This is a genomic window from Croceimicrobium sp. (genome assembly GCF_965228705.1).
Taxonomy (GTDB): Bacteria; Bacteroidota; Bacteroidia; order Flavobacteriales; family Schleiferiaceae; genus Croceimicrobium.
Window position 1 is genome coordinate 1,148,035 of the sequence record NZ_OZ245832.1, and the last position, 17,712, is coordinate 1,165,746.

At 43.1% G+C, this 17,712-nt stretch carries 17 protein-coding genes; 12 read left to right on the forward strand and 5 right to left on the reverse strand.

Annotated elements, in window-relative coordinates:
- The first annotated feature begins 169 nt into the window (after nt 1–169).
- The 9 genes from ACO05P_RS05130 (at nt 170) to ACO05P_RS05170 (ending at nt 9,725) form a co-directional block, all read left to right on the forward strand.
- The gene (locus tag ACO05P_RS05130; protein ID WP_421753841.1) at nt 170–1,396 is read left to right on the forward strand and encodes a serine hydrolase domain-containing protein; all 1,227 of its coding nucleotides are present in this window, start codon (nt 170–172) and stop codon (nt 1,394–1,396) included.
- A gap of 7 nt (nt 1,397–1,403) precedes the next feature.
- The gene (gshB, locus tag ACO05P_RS05135) at nt 1,404–2,444 is read left to right on the forward strand and encodes a glutathione synthase (protein ID WP_421753842.1); all 1,041 of its coding nucleotides are present in this window, start codon (nt 1,404–1,406) and stop codon (nt 2,442–2,444) included.
- Complete coding sequence (locus tag ACO05P_RS05140) at nt 2,419–4,428, forward strand: flavohemoglobin expression-modulating QEGLA motif protein (RefSeq protein ID WP_421753843.1); 2,010 nt, start codon at nt 2,419–2,421, stop codon at nt 4,426–4,428. The genes gshB and ACO05P_RS05140 overlap by 26 nt, the downstream gene beginning before the upstream one ends.
- Nucleotides 4,429–4,434: 6 nt before the next feature.
- Nucleotides 4,435–5,724, forward strand: a complete 1,290-nt coding sequence (locus tag ACO05P_RS05145; RefSeq protein WP_421753845.1) for an NAD(P)/FAD-dependent oxidoreductase — start codon at nt 4,435–4,437, stop codon at nt 5,722–5,724.
- Nucleotides 5,725–5,726: 2 nt separating this feature from the next.
- Nucleotides 5,727–6,434: an NRDE family protein gene (locus ACO05P_RS05150; protein ID WP_421753847.1), complete on the forward strand. Its 708-nt coding sequence runs from the start codon at nt 5,727–5,729 to the stop codon at nt 6,432–6,434.
- A gap of 176 nt (nt 6,435–6,610) precedes the next feature.
- Nucleotides 6,611–7,081 carry a hypothetical protein gene (locus ACO05P_RS05155; protein WP_421753849.1) on the forward strand — a complete coding sequence of 157 codons (471 nt, stop codon included), beginning with the start codon at nt 6,611–6,613 and terminating at the stop codon, nt 7,079–7,081.
- Nucleotides 7,078–7,425 (forward strand): PadR family transcriptional regulator, encoded by a 348-nt coding sequence (locus ACO05P_RS05160; protein ID WP_421753850.1) that lies wholly within the window; start codon nt 7,078–7,080, stop codon nt 7,423–7,425. Before ACO05P_RS05155 ends, ACO05P_RS05160 begins: the two co-directional genes overlap by 4 nt.
- A complete protein-coding gene (locus ACO05P_RS05165; RefSeq protein ID WP_421753852.1) occupies nt 7,422–9,173 on the forward strand; it encodes a PspC domain-containing protein in 1,752 nt (583 codons plus the stop codon). Before ACO05P_RS05160 ends, ACO05P_RS05165 begins: the two co-directional genes overlap by 4 nt.
- 150 nt (nt 9,174–9,323) lie before the next feature.
- Complete coding sequence (locus ACO05P_RS05170; protein WP_421753854.1) at nt 9,324–9,725, forward strand: high-potential iron-sulfur protein; 402 nt, start codon at nt 9,324–9,326, stop codon at nt 9,723–9,725.
- On the opposite strand, the gene ACO05P_RS05175 is transcribed toward ACO05P_RS05170, so the two are convergent.
- The 3 genes from ACO05P_RS05175 to ACO05P_RS05185 all read right to left on the reverse strand — a co-directional run bounded on the left by ACO05P_RS05175 (nt 9,722) and on the right by ACO05P_RS05185 (nt 12,316).
- Complete coding sequence (locus ACO05P_RS05175; RefSeq protein WP_421753856.1) at nt 9,722–10,393, reverse strand: hypothetical protein; 672 nt, start codon at nt 10,391–10,393, stop codon at nt 9,722–9,724. The two genes, ACO05P_RS05170 and ACO05P_RS05175, sit on opposite strands and share 4 nt — an antisense overlap.
- Complete coding sequence (locus tag ACO05P_RS05180) at nt 10,380–11,462, reverse strand: serine hydrolase domain-containing protein (protein WP_421753857.1); 1,083 nt, start codon at nt 11,460–11,462, stop codon at nt 10,380–10,382. The genes ACO05P_RS05175 and ACO05P_RS05180 overlap by 14 nt, the downstream gene beginning before the upstream one ends.
- Before the next feature lie 98 nt (nt 11,463–11,560).
- Nucleotides 11,561–12,316: a LytTR family DNA-binding domain-containing protein gene (locus tag ACO05P_RS05185; RefSeq protein WP_421753858.1), complete on the reverse strand. Its 756-nt coding sequence runs from the start codon at nt 12,314–12,316 to the stop codon at nt 11,561–11,563.
- A 42-nt stretch (nt 12,317–12,358) separates the two neighbouring features.
- Here ACO05P_RS05185 and trxA point away from each other — a divergent pair, with 42 nt between their 5' ends.
- Nucleotides 12,359–12,757 (forward strand): thioredoxin, encoded by a 399-nt coding sequence (gene trxA, locus ACO05P_RS05190; protein WP_421753860.1) that lies wholly within the window; start codon nt 12,359–12,361, stop codon nt 12,755–12,757.
- 65 nt (nt 12,758–12,822) lie between these two features.
- On the opposite strand, the gene ACO05P_RS05195 is transcribed toward trxA, so the two are convergent.
- Complete coding sequence (locus tag ACO05P_RS05195; protein WP_421753861.1) at nt 12,823–14,061, reverse strand: pyridoxal phosphate-dependent decarboxylase family protein; 1,239 nt, start codon at nt 14,059–14,061, stop codon at nt 12,823–12,825.
- A 106-nt stretch (nt 14,062–14,167) separates the two neighbouring features.
- On the opposite strand from ACO05P_RS05195, the gene ACO05P_RS05200 reads away from it, so the two are divergent.
- Nucleotides 14,168–15,259 carry a glycosyltransferase family 4 protein gene (locus tag ACO05P_RS05200; RefSeq protein WP_421753863.1) on the forward strand — a complete coding sequence of 364 codons (1,092 nt, stop codon included), beginning with the start codon at nt 14,168–14,170 and terminating at the stop codon, nt 15,257–15,259.
- A gap of 1 nt (nt 15,260) precedes the next feature.
- On the opposite strand, the gene ACO05P_RS05205 is transcribed toward ACO05P_RS05200, so the two are convergent.
- Nucleotides 15,261–16,463 (reverse strand): exo-beta-N-acetylmuramidase NamZ family protein, encoded by a 1,203-nt coding sequence (locus tag ACO05P_RS05205; protein ID WP_421753865.1) that lies wholly within the window; start codon nt 16,461–16,463, stop codon nt 15,261–15,263.
- A gap of 3 nt (nt 16,464–16,466) precedes the next feature.
- On the opposite strand from ACO05P_RS05205, the gene ACO05P_RS05210 reads away from it, so the two are divergent.
- Nucleotides 16,467–17,696, forward strand: a complete 1,230-nt coding sequence (locus ACO05P_RS05210; RefSeq protein ID WP_421753867.1) for an ABC transporter permease — start codon at nt 16,467–16,469, stop codon at nt 17,694–17,696.
- Nucleotides 17,697–17,712 lie beyond the last annotated feature (16 nt).

Here is a 17,712-nt window from a genome sequence, read left to right on the forward strand (position 1 = left end):
AAAGTGCAGTCCTCTATTTTTTACCGGTTGAAATGTGGCGCCTTTACTGTAATTTCGTTATGATCATTAAAAAGTATCATCGCCTATGCGTTTCACAAAATTGTTCTCCATTTTTTTAATTTTCTTCTCAAGCCTCCTACACGGCCAAACAGACAATCGAAAATTGGTCTTGGACTCTCTGGTCCAGATTTTAAATCAGGAGAATCAATTAATTGGGAGCTTTAGCCTTTACCATAAAGGCAAAGTTTATTACGAGGCTTCTTTCGGTCAAGCCAGTCCCACTAAAGATGAGGGGGCGAAATTGTATCGCATTGGCTCCATTTCAAAAACCTTCACCGCAACCATGGTCATGAAGGCAATTGAAGAAGGGGAATTGAGCTTGGATCGCAAATTATCCGAATGGTTTCCCAAAATCCCCAATGCAGACCAAATCAGCATTAAAATGATGCTTGGCCATCGCAGTGGCATTCATAATTTCACTGATGACGACAGCTATTTGCAAATCATGGAAAAAGAACAAAGTCGGGAAGCAATGCTTAGCCGCTTTGCCAGTATGGAGCCTGATTTTACACCCGATTCGGATTTCTCCTATTCCAATACCAATTATGTTTTACTGAGCTATATCCTAGAGGATATCTACCAACAGCCTATTGCCAACTTATTAATCGAAAAAATTGCAGATCCTTTAAAGCTCAAAAACACCTATTTCTATAGCGCTGATGCACGAAAAAAAGGGGAACAAGAGAGTTTTTATTGGACCGGAGAATGGACCAAGGCCTCCAATACTCATCCTTCAGTACCCTTAGGAGCAGGTGGTATCGTGAGCAGCACCGGGGAGCTTTGTCAATTTATGCGTGCTTTACAAAGCGGAAAAATTCTGGATAAGAGCAGTGTGGGACAAATGAAAAACGGAAAAGAGCCTGGATTAGCCCTATTCTACTACCCCTTTTACAGCCATTCAGCATACGGACATAATGGGGGCATCGATGGCTTTGTGAGCCATGCCAGCTATATGGCGGCCGATGACTTGGCTGTAGCGGTTTGCCTTAATGGTAGCCAATATCCCTTAAATCAATTATTAATAGACATCTTATCCATTTATTTTGAGCAGGAAGGCTATCAGCTGCCAAGCTTCGAAAAAGTGGAAGTGGCCGTTGATGATTTGCAACAATATTCAGGTACTTATAAATCAGATCATTTTCCTCTAGACATCAAGTTCTTTGTAGAAGAAGGTGTTTTAAAAGGCCAGGCTACCGGTCAACCTTCCTTTCCCATGGAGGCAAGAGGAAATCATGTATTCGAATTTAAAGCCGCCACTATCAAAGTAACTTTTGATCCCGAAAATGGAACCATGGTCTTTGAACAAGCTGGTCAAAAACTCCCATTTAAACGATAATATTCCAATGAAAATTTGCTTCATCATGTATCCTTGGGAACGGGTAGATCCTGCCCAGGATTCCACTATCCGCATTATTCACGAATGCGTAAAACGCAAACATGAGGTAGCCATTACCCATGCTGCGAATCTTACCATCCGCGATAGTGTGACCTTAAGTTTATGCAAGTGGATTAAGCCCGAAGAGAAAACCACAAACAGCATAAAAGCCTTTTATCGCGATATAAATTTCCAAACGGAAATGAGTCCATTGAATAGCTTTGATGTGATCTTTATGCGTGATAATCCACCCTTGGACAATTTGGTGCTCAATTTCCTGGATTCCATTAAAGATGAAGTATTTATCATCAATAATGTGAATGGCCTTCGGGAGGCAAATAATAAGATTTATACAGCCGCTTATCACGATCCGGATCGCGCCTTAATCCCTACTACCCACGTATCTAAAAACCTGGATTATTTACTCCGCATTATCCAGGATTCAGATCAGGAGAAAATGATCATGAAACCCCTCGATGGTTTTGGGGGCAGTGGCGTAATTGTGATTGAGAAATCGGCAATGCACAATATTCGCTCCCTCCTCGACTTCTACATTCATCGCGAAAAAGGAAAATCGAATTATGTAATCCTTCAAGATTATATCGAAGGGGCTGAAGAAGGTGATGTGCGCGTAATTATGCTCAATGGTGAGCCCATTGGAGCTTTACGCCGAAGACCTACTGCCGGTGATGTTCGATCTAATATCTCGGCCGGAGGTTCGGTCGAAAAATACCGTCTCACCAAACAAGATAAAATCCTTTGCCAAAAAATTGGTGAGAAACTGGTTAAGGATGGAATTTACTATGCTGGGCTGGATTTGATCAATGGCAAGCTAATCGAAATCAATGTACTAAGCCCTGGAACCTTAAAGGATATAAACCGACTTTATAAGGTTCGACTTCAAGAAAAAATTATCGATTATCTCGAGAAGGTGGTGAAAACCCGCCGTGAACTTAAAGACGATTTTCGTCCTGAGATTTTGTATGACGACGCAAATACTGAGTCCTGATGAGATCATTAGGCTGATTCGCAAAGGTGAATGCTTTGATGCCCAAACCCGCGACGGAGGTTTAAAGATTAAAATTGAACGCTACGTTCCCTATGTCTGCACTGCCATTCATGCCGGCTCTAAGCTGCGTGAATCGCTAAAACCCCGCATTGCACTGGATGAATACCAGCGTTGGTATGAAGAAGACCCTCATACGGATGCCTTTATATCGTCTATGCCCATTACACTGGTTGGCTGTGATTCGCGCTATGAATACGATTTAAACCGCAGACCACTTGCTGCGATTTATGAGACAGCCTGGGGTAAAGATGTTTGGAAAAAGAAACTTAGCCCACGAGAGCAAAGTCAAAGTCTGCGAAAGCATCATAATTATTACCGCATCTTAAGGGCTTTAGTTGCCCGATTAGAGGAAAGCTTTGAGGCTTGTCTGGTCTTTGATATGCACTCTTATAATTGGAAGCGATGGGATCGTGAGGTACCTTTATTTAATATCGGAACCATGCGGGTGGATCAAGAACGCTTTGGTTCTTATATCCATCATTGGAAGGATGAATTGGAGAAAATTCAAGTCCCCAATGAAAAAAGCCTCTGCGCAATTAATGATGTATTTCAAGGATTAGGATACAACCTCGAATTTCTGAGCACAAACTTTTCCAATACCCTGGTTTTAGCAACCGAGGTAAAGAAGGTCTATTGCGATGAATCCAATGGAGTGGATTATCCGGATGTGATTCGCAATTTGCAGAGGAACCTCAAGACAGCCATCCTCAATAGTGCTCGTCATTTTATTGATAAAGAAACCACCTATAACAGTCAGGCTCCTGGTGTTCTCTTGCATAAAGGAGTGGATCCTTCCTTGTTAAAAATAGACCGACAATTGCATAAGCTCTTGCGAAATTTCGAATTGCTGGCTTATGTAAACCCTATCAATATTGATGCGGAACGCAAGCGCTTTTTTAAGAAAAAGTACAATGAAGCTCCTCATTTTCGCTATAGCCCCATTAAGATTCATCCTTTCGAACTCAAACAATCACTGGGGAATCTTAAAACTCAAGAAATTAGCGATGTATCCATTCGCTACCTCTACGAGGCAGTGATAAACAGTTATTTTGATAAAGTCGATTTACTGGCGAGTTTAAACTCCAAGAAATTCCTTTATAATTCCCTCCGCTATTTTGGGCGTCCCAGTCATAATGACTTGCAAAACGCTCAATATCTTTCCCTCCTACCCAGTATTCCGAGTGAGCCAAAGCGCATGCCTAATCTGGAAATGGAGCAAGTGATCCAACGTTTTGAAGAGGCCATGGATCGCTATGAAATGAAAGGGAAAATAGAATTGAGCAAAAGGGTTATTTCGCAGGTGATGGTCCTCAATTCTCGGAAAACTGTGTTAATTCGTCCCGATGCCACCTTTACCGAAAGAGATTTAGGTGCCCTGATAGAACATGAACTGGGCGTACATATGGTAACCACCCAGAATTCGAACCTGCAAGATCTCAAAATCTTCAATCTGGGATTACCCGTAAATACTCGTACGCAGGAAGGCCTGGCCATTTTAGCTGAATTACTTAGCGGAAATATCACGCTCAAGCGATTGAAGAAATTAGCCACTCGGGTTAAAGTAGTGGATATGATGTGCAATGGTGCCGATTTCAATCAATGTTTCCGTTATCTGCATCAGGATGAAGGCATGAATCCAAACGATGCTTTTAGCCTTTGTACACGAATTTTCCGGGGCGGTGGATTCACCAAAGATTACCTGTACCTTAGTGGCTTCGTTAAGATTTTACGGATGTACCTTAATGACATCGATCTTAGTCCTCTCTTAGTTGGGAAAACCTCTACCGACTTTTACGAAACGCTGGTAGAAATGATCGATCGTGAAATCGTTAAACCACCCCTTTACAAGACCCATAGCTTTACTGCACCCAAATATGAACCGGGCCATGGTTTATACGATTATATATTGAGCGGATTGCAATAAAACACCATGAACGGACTGAATATTCCGGATACAAACCTCGAGCGAGTCGTAATTATCGGCTGCGGCTTCGGTGGTTTGAATCTGGCCAAAAAACTCAATCATCAACGCTATCAGGTGGTGATGATTGATAAGCACAATTATCACACCTTTCAACCCCTTTTATATCAGGTAGCCACGGCTGGTTTGGAGCCCGACTCCATCGCCTATCCCATCCGGCATATCTTCCGTAAACTACCTAATTTTTACTTCCGACTGGCTAAGGCCGAAAGCATTGACACCGAGAATAAAACGCTGCAATGCGATATCGGGAACTTGGATTTTGATCACCTGGTGATAGCCACAGGGAGCGGCACCAATTATTTCGGAATGAAAACCGTGGAAGAATTGGGCATGCCCATGAAAACGGTACCCGAAGCTTTAAACCTACGCAGTTTAATCCTTCAAAATTTCGAAGCCGCCTCCTTAACCCAAGATTTAAAGGAAAGGGAAAGGCTAATGAATTTTGCCATTGTAGGCGCCGGTCCTACTGGTACTGAATTGGCTGGAGCTTTGGCCGAATTGAAAAACCACGTTTTACCGAATGACTATCCGGACCTCGACTTTCGTCGGATGTCTATCCACCTGATAGAAATGGCCGGTAAGGTATTGCCACCTATGCAGGATTTCTCCTCTCGAAATGCCCTAAAATACCTTGAAACCTTAGGGGTTCAAGTATGGTTGAATACTGCGGTGAAGTCTTATGATGGCGAGACGGTTAAAACCAATAAAAAAGACCTCCCCGCCTCTACCCTAATTTGGGCGGCTGGTGTTACCGGAAATATTATCCCTGGATTGGAAGAAGGCAAAGACTTTCATCATGGGCGCTATCAGGTAAACGGACTCAATCAAATTGGCGAGCACAAAACTATTTATGCGATTGGCGATGTGGCCTCTATGGCCGATGAGCAAAATCCAAAAGGGCATCCCATGTTGGCCCAGGTAGCCATACAACAAGGGCAAAATCTCGCTAAAAACCTGAATAACAGCTCCGATACCGCTAAGTGGAAAAACTTCTCTTATAGAGACAAGGGCACCATGGCTACGGTAGGTCGTAACAAGGCGGTGGCCGAATTATATGGCAAGCTGATGTTAAAAGGATTCCCGGGATGGGCAGTATGGATGGCCGTACATTTAATTAGCCTGGTAGGATTCCGCAATCGCATGGTGGTATTCTTTAACTGGCTGGTTAATTATTTCAGTTATGACCGTAAAATCCGCTTAATCATTCGTCCCTGGAAAAGGCATAGCAATAGCTAATCATGTGTAGCTTAAGCTATATCCCTCAGGCTTCAGGCTTTGTTTTAAGTCATAATCGAGATGAATTACCCCATCGCGAAAGTTCATCTCGAATTATGGATGAAGAAGGCTTGAGGGGTAAATTTCATTTCCCGCAAGATTTAAAAGCCGGTGGCAGCTGGATGGGCGTCCATGAGTCGGGCTGGGCAGCATGCCTTTTAAATGGTGGCAGTGTTCCCTATCTCCGCAAACTCCCCTATCGCCACAGTCGAGGCAAAGTTTTAATCGACTTTTTGGAAGATCCAAGCATTGCTGTCTTTCAGAAAATAGATTATCAGGGTGTAGAACCCTTTACCCTCATTATAAGCAAGCCCGGAGAGCTTTGGCAATTGGAACATAATCCGGATGGCGATATCTGGAATCACCTCGATCCTCATATGCCTCATTTTTGGAGTAGCACCAAACTCTACCATCCTAATATTAGGGAGGCTCGTAAGTATCGCTTTCAGCAATGGCTGCATCAGCAAAAGCAAGCTAAGGCACCGGACCTTCGCCAATTTCATTTAGACCCTCAACGCAGTCCTCGCGAAGGAGGATTGCTCTTAGGTTCAAACTTCCCCCTTAAAACCGTAAGCTTCTGCCAGGTTGATCATCAAGGCTCAGAAATTCAATTCCAGTATGATTACCTCTTGAAGGAAATATCCGACCAAAGAAACTGGTCGATCCGCTGAACAATTCGGCGACCATTCTCCTCAATTCACCTCCACTTTTTCGAGCAATTAATCACAAATGCCAAATGAGCTAAATTGTAATTAACTCATTTACAAACACTTTTGAATAATTATAGTACTTTGTTTTGCATAGTACTGATATTTCAACATATCTTTGCTTAACAAAACATAGAACAATGAAAAAACGTCTCACCCTGGCAATACTCAGCCTCTGTTACTTTGGAGGATTTGCCCAAAACACCGATCCGGTCGATGCGATTTACGAGCGCTATTCCGGAGATAAGTTTAGCATAGCGGTTAATTTGGATGCCGGCATTTTCCAGGATTTTGATATTGATATCGACACTGATGATCTGGAACAACGTATTAGTGGAACGATCCGTCGATTGCGTTTCATCGGCTTCGATGAATATCGTCCTGGTTTACGTTCCGAAAAAGAAATCGTGGAAGAACTCATGCGCATTGGTTATGAGCTAGCCATTGTACCCAGTGAATATGAAGACGAGCATAGTCAGATGTTGATCTTTAAAAAGAAAGGTCAAAGGCTCAGTCCTCATTTGATAATCATCTTTAATGATCGCGAAGAGCGCAAAGCGAATATCATTCTGCTTACGGGCTCCATCGAATTTAAAAGTACTGCATCATGAATCTGGAAAACACCAAGGCCCAAATGCGCAAAGGCGTTTTGGAGCTCTGCATCCTAAACATGCTGCAAGAGCGCGATGCCTACGCCAACGAGATTATTGAAGAACTAAAAAAGGCCGAATTAATAGTGGTAGAAGGAACCTTATACCCTTTGCTAACCCGCCTTAAAAACGGTGGGCTCCTCGCCTACCGCTGGGAAGAATCAACCAGCGGGCCACCCCGTAAGTATTATAATTTGACCGAATTAGGGAAATCTGCCCTCAAGGAATTACGCCTTACCTGGGAAAGTCTGCAGGAGGCTGTCAATCACAGTATGAACGAAACCAACGAAAATAAAACATCATGAAAAAGACACTAAATATCAATTTAGGAGGCATGATCTTTCATATTGATGAAGATGCCTTCAACAAGCTGGAAGCCTATCTGGGTGCCTTACGCCAGCAGTTTATTCAAACCAATGGCGGTTCTGAAATTCTGAACGATGTGGAAACCCGCATGGCAGAACTTTTTCGCGAAAGAACCAGTGAAAGCAAGCAGGTAATTAATATCCAGGATGTAGATGATGTAATCGCCATTATGGGTCGCCCAGAGGATTATCTGGATGAAGAAAGCGCCACGAATTCCAACTACAGTTTTGAAGATAGCTATACCAGTAATGGTAAGAAAATTCACCGTGATGTAGATAATCGCATTATTGGCGGTGTTGCTTCTGGTCTGGCTGCCTATTTCAATATGGATGCCCTTTGGGTACGAATCCTATTCCTTGCTTCTTTCTTTGCAGGATTCGGATTCCTTCTCTATCTGATTTTATGGGCCATTATTCCAGCCGCTCGCACCACCACCGAGAAATTGCAAATGCGGGGAAAGCCAGTTACCCTCAGCAATATTGAGAACTTCGTAAAAGAAGAAGGTGCCGCAGTAGGTGCAAGAATGTCTGAACTGGGGGGTAAAGCACGTAATGTAGGCCGCAGTGGCCAGAGCCTTTTAGCTCAGCTTTTTAGTGGGATTTTTGAACTGATCCGTTTGATTTTAAAGTTTGTCTTTAAGGCAATTGGTTTTGTCTTTTTAGGCATCGGTATTATTATCCTTGCCAGTTTGGCTATTACGCTTTTCATTGGCATTGAGATCAATGACTATCACTATAATTTCAGTGAGCTTAGTAATATCCTTCAATTGCTAGCGATCGACAGCAGCTCTTACAACAGTATGATGATTGGTGCTACACTGCTACTCTTGGGGCCTTTGCTATTATTGGTTTATTATGGTTTACGCATCGTATTCGGTATTGAACCTTTAAACTCTGGCGTACGTCGCGGTTTAGCTTTAACCTCTTTGGCGGGTGTGATCCTCCTGGCCATTAGCGGAGTTAAGATTGCCCACGAATTTGAAGATCATGCTACCCAAAGTCAAGAGTATAATTTGATTCCTGATAATGGCATGATCTATATGGAGGTAAACAAAGACAGCCTCTATGAGCAAATGAGTGGATACCGCAACAGTGATCAGTGGTTAATCTACAATGCCAAAAGCTATTTCTCAGATATTGAATTTGATATAAAACGTTCCAATTCGGCGAACAGCTATTTGGTGAAGAAGGTTGATAGTCGCGGTTCCAGCCGGGATGAAGCCCGACTCAATGCCCGTAGTCCTGAACACTTTTTAAAAGTTGATAGCGGTCTGGTGGTATCCGGAATCTATTATACCATCCCGGAAGGTAAATTATACCGTGCTCAACAAATCCGCTTGGTATTGTATCTCGCTGAAGGTGATACCGTATTCCTAGGCCCCGGTATGGAGAGCATTATTGATGATATCGCCAATGTGCAAAACTATTGGGATCCTGATATGGTTGGACATTATTGGACCATGACCGATCACGGCTTGCTATGCACAGATTGCCCTGAAAAAGAACGCATTGAAGAACGATGGGAAAATGAAGAAGAAGACGTATTTAAGGATTACGATAGTGATTCTAAAGTGCGAATTGAAGATGATCTGATCCGTATCGAAGAAGTGGAAGTTTGGTTTGAAGAAGAAAAACCACTAAGACTGGGTTTATTGAAAGAACCCCTCTTTATGGAACAATACATCTAAGACAATCTGCCTTATAAGTACTCTGAAAACCCTCCTAAAATAGGAGGGTTTTTTCTTTGTTCCCCTTAAGTTGGATTAAGTACAAATAATCTGATTTTGAGGAATTTCAAGCCTTTCTCACTAATATTGATAGTCTAAAAACAGAGGACAATGAGCAAGACAGATCGCAGAACATTTTTAGCAAAGGCTGGCATCCTTTCCCTCACCGCATTTTCAGGGGCCGCCATATTACAAGCCTGTGGTGGCAGTGCTAGTGAGAATTCCGACAGCGAAAACAGCTCTCCATCGGAATCATCCCATACCAGCGCTAAGCCATCAACTGAGGCCAGTGCTTGCGCTTCAGAAAACGCCAATTTGAGTGATTCCGATTTGGAAGTACGTGAAAGCGTTGCCTACGTGCCTAAAAGCACCGAAGCAGATAAAATTTGTAAAAACTGTCGCTTCTTCCAGCCCGATAAATTTGAAGGCAGCTGCGCCGGTTGTATGTTATTTGTAAACGGCGGTGTTGAACCCGGGGGTTATTGTAAATCCTGGGCTGCCCAAGAAGGCTAGTCTGGAAAGGTCCTTCTTCTTGAAAAAATCCAATCAATGCCAGTCCTATCAGCTGGCTCCAAATGAAGTGTTTTCCAGGGTCCCGCTAGTATTTTAAAATGGCGGGACCTTTCATTTTTATCCCAGGGATGTAAGCTTAATTCCAAGCGATGGGCATGGGCGTACCAGAGTCCGGATTCGCGACTGCCATCTTTATAAACTATAGTATACACTTTATCCCAACGGAAGAACACATAGGCCAAACTATCCTCAGATTCCGCTTGCCAAACACCTACCACCTTATCCGCCATTCGCAGCGGTAAGCTTTGAATTCGCTTCAAATGAACAGTAACCTCCATGCCTTCCTCTTGTCGAGACCATTGCATGCTAGAGTCTGTCACTTCTACTTTAAATGCATCAAAAGGATCTACAAAGCCCAAACTATCGTTCATGGAAAGCTTCATTTCCTGAGCCTTCCATAGATAGGTACCGGCCCCATTTTGAAGCAATCCATTTCCACCTTCAAAACCTTGCTCTGAAAAACGAATCCACTTTTCTTGTGGGGTCATTTCCTTATCTCCTACCTGAACATTGGTCACCTGCCATAATCCCAAAATATTTTGAGCGGAGAGACTGGGACCAACTACGAATCCAATTAAAACTACGAGGTATAATTTAGTCCTTTTCATATAGATTTTTAAGTATTGATTTAGCCCTTTCAAAGAGCGCTTTACCATCTCCATTATTGGCTAATAGCACCAAATTGGTCTCTCCATTATTTACCGAAATGGCCAGGGATTGAAAACCTTCAGTGCTGCCACCATGAATAAAGTAAGATGGTTCGAGGTCTAAATCCCCCATTTCATAATGCTCCTTCTCGGGATAATAAACCCAGCCATAGCCATACGATTGGTTTGTATTAAGATCCGCAAGATGATTTTGCATAACTAAAGTGGCCAAACTATCCGGAAGTAAAGAACGACCTCCGCCGGATTCGAGCCAGAGCATTAGTTCTTGAGCCCGACAAAAAACTCTGCGGCCCAGGCTAAGATCGATATAGTCGTTGGCCTTATACCGCCCATTCTCCATGCGATAAGCCACCGCTAAATGAGGAACTATATCACGATGACTGGAGGGCGCGTAAATGGCCTTCATTCCAAGCGGTTTAGCAATCTTCTGATGCAAGATTTCCTGAAAGGATAAACCATACTCTGCCTCTAATAAAATGGGAAGGATATGATAAGCAAAATTGGAATAATGAAAATCCTGAGCCGGCTCGGCTTGCCTAATTTGAGCCAGGAAGCTCAGGTATTCATCATTGTTAAAATGAAGTCGTTTAAAAGGTCGGAATTCATCCTGATGATAATCTTCCGGTAAATCATCGTAATCACCTAAACCGGAGCGATGGCAGAGCATTAAATGCAATGTGGTTCCGGGCTTAAATCGAGCATCAAAACCATAAAGCTCTAATAAACTGTTTAATTCCGAATTCAAATTCCATCGGCCTTCAGCCACAGCTTGCAATACCAGATTGGCGATAAAGGACTTGTTTAAGGAAGCGATATCGAAAACGGTATTACTATCCACTGAAACAGAATGCTGCCGATCGGCCATTCCCTGAGCCAAATAAATCGGCTGCTCCAGCAATCGGGACGTCAAGAATAGCTGACCTGAAAAATTAGGTTCCTCTTCCGGGGTATTCGGGTTTAGAGCCAGGCCAATGCTAACAATTAGGAGTAATACTTTCTGAAATGACATGGCTCAAAAATCCGCCATTTCTCTTATTTGGCCAAGAATATCAAGACTTTGGGATAAAGTCGCCATTCCTGGGATGAAGAAGAATGCTGACTTTGGAATTATAATTTCTGCCTAGCCTTTTGCAATTCCTCGCGATATCTATTCCCTACTTTCAATTGGATTCCTCCTGGTAATTTGAGGTAGGAATCTTTGGAATGCCAGTAAACCTCGGCTATCAAATCGGGGTTTACCACATACTTGCGATGTACCCGTACTAAGTGTTCCGGATATTGCTCTATCAACTTCTTTAAAGTTTGGCGTATTAAAACCGACTCCAAGCCTTCTCCCCGATCGCAGTAGACTTCAATATAATTTCCTTCTGAAGCGGCATATCGAAATTGACTCAGAGGAAGACTCAATTCCAGGCGACCACCTTCATCTTGAATATTCAATTCAGGTTCTTGTCTTGCTGGAGACTGGCTATATGCCAAAGACATTTCTTGAACGAGGATAGGCCAAATCCAGGTAAGGGCAAAATCGCTTGTAAGACTAAAAAAGCTGGTCCATTGCCAATCTTGCCCCAGCCAAAAAATATTGAGTAAGAAAAATAGAAAAAGGTTCCCGCTTAAGAACTGTATAAGTCGGCGAAACCAGCGTGCTTTAGCCTTTAATAATTGCTCCCAAATGGCCGTAGAGCACCAAAGTACCAAGCTGAAGCTTATCACGCGAAAGCTTAGGGAATGACCACTAGCTGAATATTCCTGCCAAATACCAAAGGAACGATAGAGTCCTAAAAAGAGCGCCAAGAAAAGAGCAGCGCTTATCCCAAAAAAACGATCAGAGACTAAAATCCTGACCCAACGATCATTATTCATTATATAATGGATGGGAGTAACTTATGACACGCTAAGGTAGGAATGCTCCTTCTACCTTTGCAGAGTAAAACGAGAAAAATGCCTACAGTAAAACTTAGTACCGAGCAATTTAAAAAAGACGTGTTCGATTACACTCAATATAAAGATTGGAATTATCAGGGAAATAAACCCGCCATTATCGACTTCTATGCCGATTGGTGTGGACCTTGTCAAATGGTAGCGCCAATATTCGAAGAGCTAAGTGACGAATACAAGGACGATATTATCATCTATAAAGTAGATACCGAGGTAGAACAAGAATTAGCGGGAGCTTTTGGTATCCAAAGCATCCCTTCCATCCTCTTTATCCCTATGGAAGGCACCCCCATGATGTCGCGCGGGGCTATGCCCAAGCATAACCTACAAAAGGTTATTGAAGAAAAACTGATGGTTAGCAAATAAGTGAAGTGCAAAATTAAAAGCCACCTCAATTGAGGTGGCTTTTTTTATTTCTTACCTAAGAACGCCTAAGCTAGGGCAGTACGCATATCAGCAATAAACTGATCCACCACTTTACCGATGGTATGCTGCATCACTACAATCTTCCACCATTTGGGCTCAGCACCAAAATTATCGCTCACCAAACGGTATTTCCCGGGAATTTCAGCCGGTATTTGCGGAGCATGCATGCTGATAATATTTAAATGTGGATCCCGGAAATAGCTAATTCCCATATCATCCAGGGCCGCGCATAACTTATCCGTTTCAATAATAAGGCGCTCCATAGTATTCTTCCAGCCTTTGGGACCATGAGTCATTAGGATCATCCAAATGGACACTGCCTGGGCTCCGGAACGACTGCCTACCATGGTATAATCCAATCCTTGTACATAGGAGGCTTCACTGGTAGCGGCATAATGAATCCAATCCTTGCGAATCATAAAAACTCCGGTACCATAAGGGGCCATGAGCATTTTATGGGCATCCACAGTCATAGAATTAATGCGTGGATTGGCAAATTGAAGTTTGGATTTACTATTTGTAAAGGGATAGATAAAGCCTCCAAAGGCGCCGTCTACGTGCATTTTGTAAGGAAGCGCCATTTGCTCAAAAACGTCAGCAATTTGATCGGGATCGTCTACTGAACCAAACATGGTAGTACTCATATTGGCAATCGCAATAAAGTATTTAATCCCATCAGCAGTAGCTTGCTCTAAAACAGCCTGTAAAGATTCGGATTTAATCATTCGATCCTCTTCTCCTACCGGAACATTAAGCGCACGAATTCCCAATAAGTTCGCTCCTTTGTAAAAACTGTAATGGCTATCATCACTAAAAACCACGGCTACTTCAGAAGGCTTGGCGCCAAATTCCTTTTGATAGTAATTTCGATAAATCCATAAAGCCTGAATATTCGCCTCGGTACCACCGGGAGCTACGTAGCCATCAATGGAGCGAGGCTCGGCCTGCATAATTTCTTCGGAAATCATGTGGATTAATTCCACCTCAATTTTTTGCGTTCCACGGAATAAATCTTCCCCCTCATCCCCGGTAAGGGTGTGGCAACCAATATGATTGGGATTATTGATGAATGTGCGTAAAAAGGGAGCATCTTCTAAAAAATCGGCATCACGGTGAAACTGCGCCGTATCGAGATAAGTTCCTGGAATACCTAAAATAAAGTCGCTATCGTAATTGCGGTTTTCCGCTAAAGCTTTGTATACCCGATCCTTAATTTCGGGTTTGGTCATGTGTTTCCAAATCATGCTGCAAAATTACAGCGAGCCTCTTGTTAAACCCTGATAAATACCCATATTTTCCCTACAGTTTTCAGCTATTGCTGATTATGTACCTTCGCCCAAAATTTCAGGAATGCCCCTCAAAATATTGGTCATAAGTAATTATAGAACTACCATTACCGTTCGCCCTGAAGCTGAGATTTTTATCGGCTTACAAAAGAAAGGTCACTCGGTAACCATAATGACTTACGGCGACAGTAGCTATTGTGAAAAATTCCGTGAGGCCGGGATTCGTTTGATTGATTTTCATCCCGAGAAAAAATTCGACAAGGAAGAAATCGCTTTTATTCATAAAGAAATTTTGGAGGGAGCTTACGATGTAATGCATCTCTTCAATGGCGTTTCAATGGTAAATGGCATTCAAGCTGCCAAAGGCACTCCGGTTAAAGTGGTTTTATACCGCGGCTTTGAAGGACATATCCATTGGTACGATCCCTCTTGCTACTATAAATTCTTACACCCCAGAGTGGATGCCGTACTCTGCAATTCAGAAGGAGTTAAAGAGCATATCGAAAGAGCCAGTGTCTTTGTAAAGCCCAAATTGGTCACTGTAAATAAAGGCCATCGATTGGAATGGTATGAAGATGTCGAAAGTATGCCCCATGAAGAATTAGGTTTGGACCCTAATGCCTTCTATGCTGTATGTGCCGCCAATAATCGCAGGATGAAAGGAATGCCTTACCTCTTAAAGGCCTTCGAACACATTCCGGAGGATGCTAATATCCATCTCCTGATCCTGGGTAAGGATATGGACAATGAGGAAAACCTTAAGATCATTAACAGTTTACCTCGCCCCGATCGCATTCATATTATGGGCTGGCGTGGCGATAGCCTGAGGATAGTTAAAATGGCACAGACCTTTTTACTTTCTTCTCTTTATGGTGAGTCCATCACCAAATCGGTTTTAGAGGGTATGTCTTTAGGCACAGCCGCAATTATTACCGATATCCCCGGAAACCGGGAAATGATTGAAGATGGTGTTTCGGGCTATGTTGTGCCTAAGAAGAAGCCTCAAGCTATGGCTGATGCGCTTTTAAAAATGTATCGCGATCCTGAGGCAGCCGCTAAAATGGGAGCAGCCGCCAAAGAAAGAATCCGCAACCGCTTTAGTTCAGAACGAAGCATAGAGGGCTATGAAGCCTTTTACCAGGATCTAGTTAATTAGATTAGTAATCGCTGTAAATCAGATATTTTCGGCGAATCTGCTGAAAAGCCCGTAAATCATCTTGCCAGGAAGCGCGAATTTCTTCCGCGCTAAGGCCTTGCTCAATCTGTTCCTGAAGCTTGGTGGTTCCTGCCAGTAATGTGAAGAAGGGCTTAAAGAAATTCGTCTTATCTGGCGCCATTCGATAACTTTCTACCAGCCAATAGAGGTATATTTCTCCTAAGCCATCCATATAAGAATCGGCAAAATCCTGAAGGATAAAGCCCTTACACTCTACCCCTTCATAAGGCGGATTGCTAGCACCGGGGCGATCTTCGGGGGTGAAGTTGAAACCAAATTCCTTAAACCAAGGGGCTCCAATTAATTGAAAGGGATAATCGGTCCCTCGGCCCACACTTACCGGTGTTCCCTCAAATAGGCAAAGAGAAGGATAGAGATTAACAGCCAAGCGGTTAGGTAAATTGGGAGAAGGTTTAATCGGTAATTCATAGGCCGTATTGTGATCATAGTTGCGACAAGGAATTACTTCCAAATCGCATTGCACAGAGCCTTGCAACCAGCCTTCACCATTAACCATACGGGCATACTCCCCTACAGTCATTCCGTGAATAATGGGCACTGGATGCATCCCTACAAAGGACTTGTGCTTTAATTCGAGTATAGGTCCATCGATATAATATCCATGGGGATTGGGCCGATCAAATACCATCACTTTCACTTTATGCTCTGCGGCGGCTTCCATTACATAGCTAAGGGTGCTGATATAAGTATAAAACCGAGCTCCCACATCCTGAATATCAAAAATCAGCATATCCAAGCCTTCCAAATCCGCGGCTGTAGGTTTCTTATGATTTCCATAAAGAGAGATTACCGGTAATCCGGTTTGGGCGTCCTTTCCACTTTCTACCTTAGCTCCTGCGGATGCCTCACCCCGAAAACCATGCTCCGGGCTAAAGATCTTTTGAACCTCAATATTATTCTCTAAAAGGAAGTCAACCAAGTGTTTACCATCCTTTAAAGTAGAGCTATGGTTTACTACCATGCCCACATTTTTATCGTATAAAGAAGCGAGATAGGCTCCGGGGCGATCCGCGGCGACCACCAAACTATCGGGGCTTTTTAATCGCATACTTTGCGCCGGTAAAATTGCTGCCAGCAGCAAGAGCATTATGGTATATTTGAGCCGAATTTTCTGAAGCTTCATTGAGTGTCCTTTGAGTTTTTCATAGCCCGTCGTATTTTAAAAAACCGATCCGCCACCCGCAAGGTGGCCAAACCGGTCCTAAACATTACTGTATGGGCCATCGCCTTAGGCCTGATCATCATGATCTTAGCCATTTCTACCGGAAATGGATTACGTAAAGCGATCAAAGACAAAGTAACCGGATTTGGTGGAGATATTCAAATCCTGAATTATCGACCAAACCCAGGTTATGAACAGGTTCCCATTGTTCTCGACCCTGCTTTGATCGATAGCTTAAGGCAAGATCCCCGGCTTAAAAAGCTTCAAGCCTACGGTCAGAATGCAGGTATATTAAAATCGGAAGACCTCTTTGAAGGAGCCGTACTTAAAGGGGTTGGCGAAAATTATGATCTTCAATTCATAGCCGAATACCTCACCGAAGGGCATATCCCTCAATATAAAGACGGCACCTACGACGACAGTATTTTGATCAGCGCCAATCTGGCTCAAAAATTAAAACTCCACTTATTTTCCGATTGTGAGATGTATTTCTTGCGTCCTAATAAAGCGCCCTTGCGAAGGAAATTTACAGTGGCGGGAATCTTCCGTACTGACTTCGATAAATTGGATCAATCCTTTTTGGTGGGCGATTTAGATCACGTACAGCGCCTTGCGAAGTGGGACCCGCATGAGGTGGGTGCCTATGAAATCCATTTGCAGAATATTGATGATCCTCAGGCTTTCTTAGCCGAATTACGACTGAAGCTCCCCTTTGAGTACGATGCCATGGATGCGCGTAGCCTCAATTTACAGCTCTTCCAATGGTTGGATCTCTTTGACTTGAATATCATGCTGATTTTGGGCATCATCATTATTGTAGCGACCATTAATATGTCCATTGCCTTATTAATCCTCATCATGGAGCGTACCACCATGATTGGTCTTCTCAAAGCCATGGGTAGCAAGAATCAAAGCATTCAAAGCATTTTCATTATTAATGCAGCCTACCTTATGGGGAAAGGATTATTCTGGGGAAATCTTATCGGCATAAGCCTGGCCTGGTTGCAAGATCAATATGGCTTTATTAAGCTCGATCCCAGCACCTATTATGTGAGTGTGGTGAGTATTGACTTAAATCCCTGGCACCTTATAGGCATCAACCTAATTACTCTGGCTATTTGCCTGATATGTTTATTAATTCCTGCCTATTTGATCAGTCGCATTCGACCTAATAAAGCCATCCGATTTGATTAGCTTTGCGGCCCTGAAT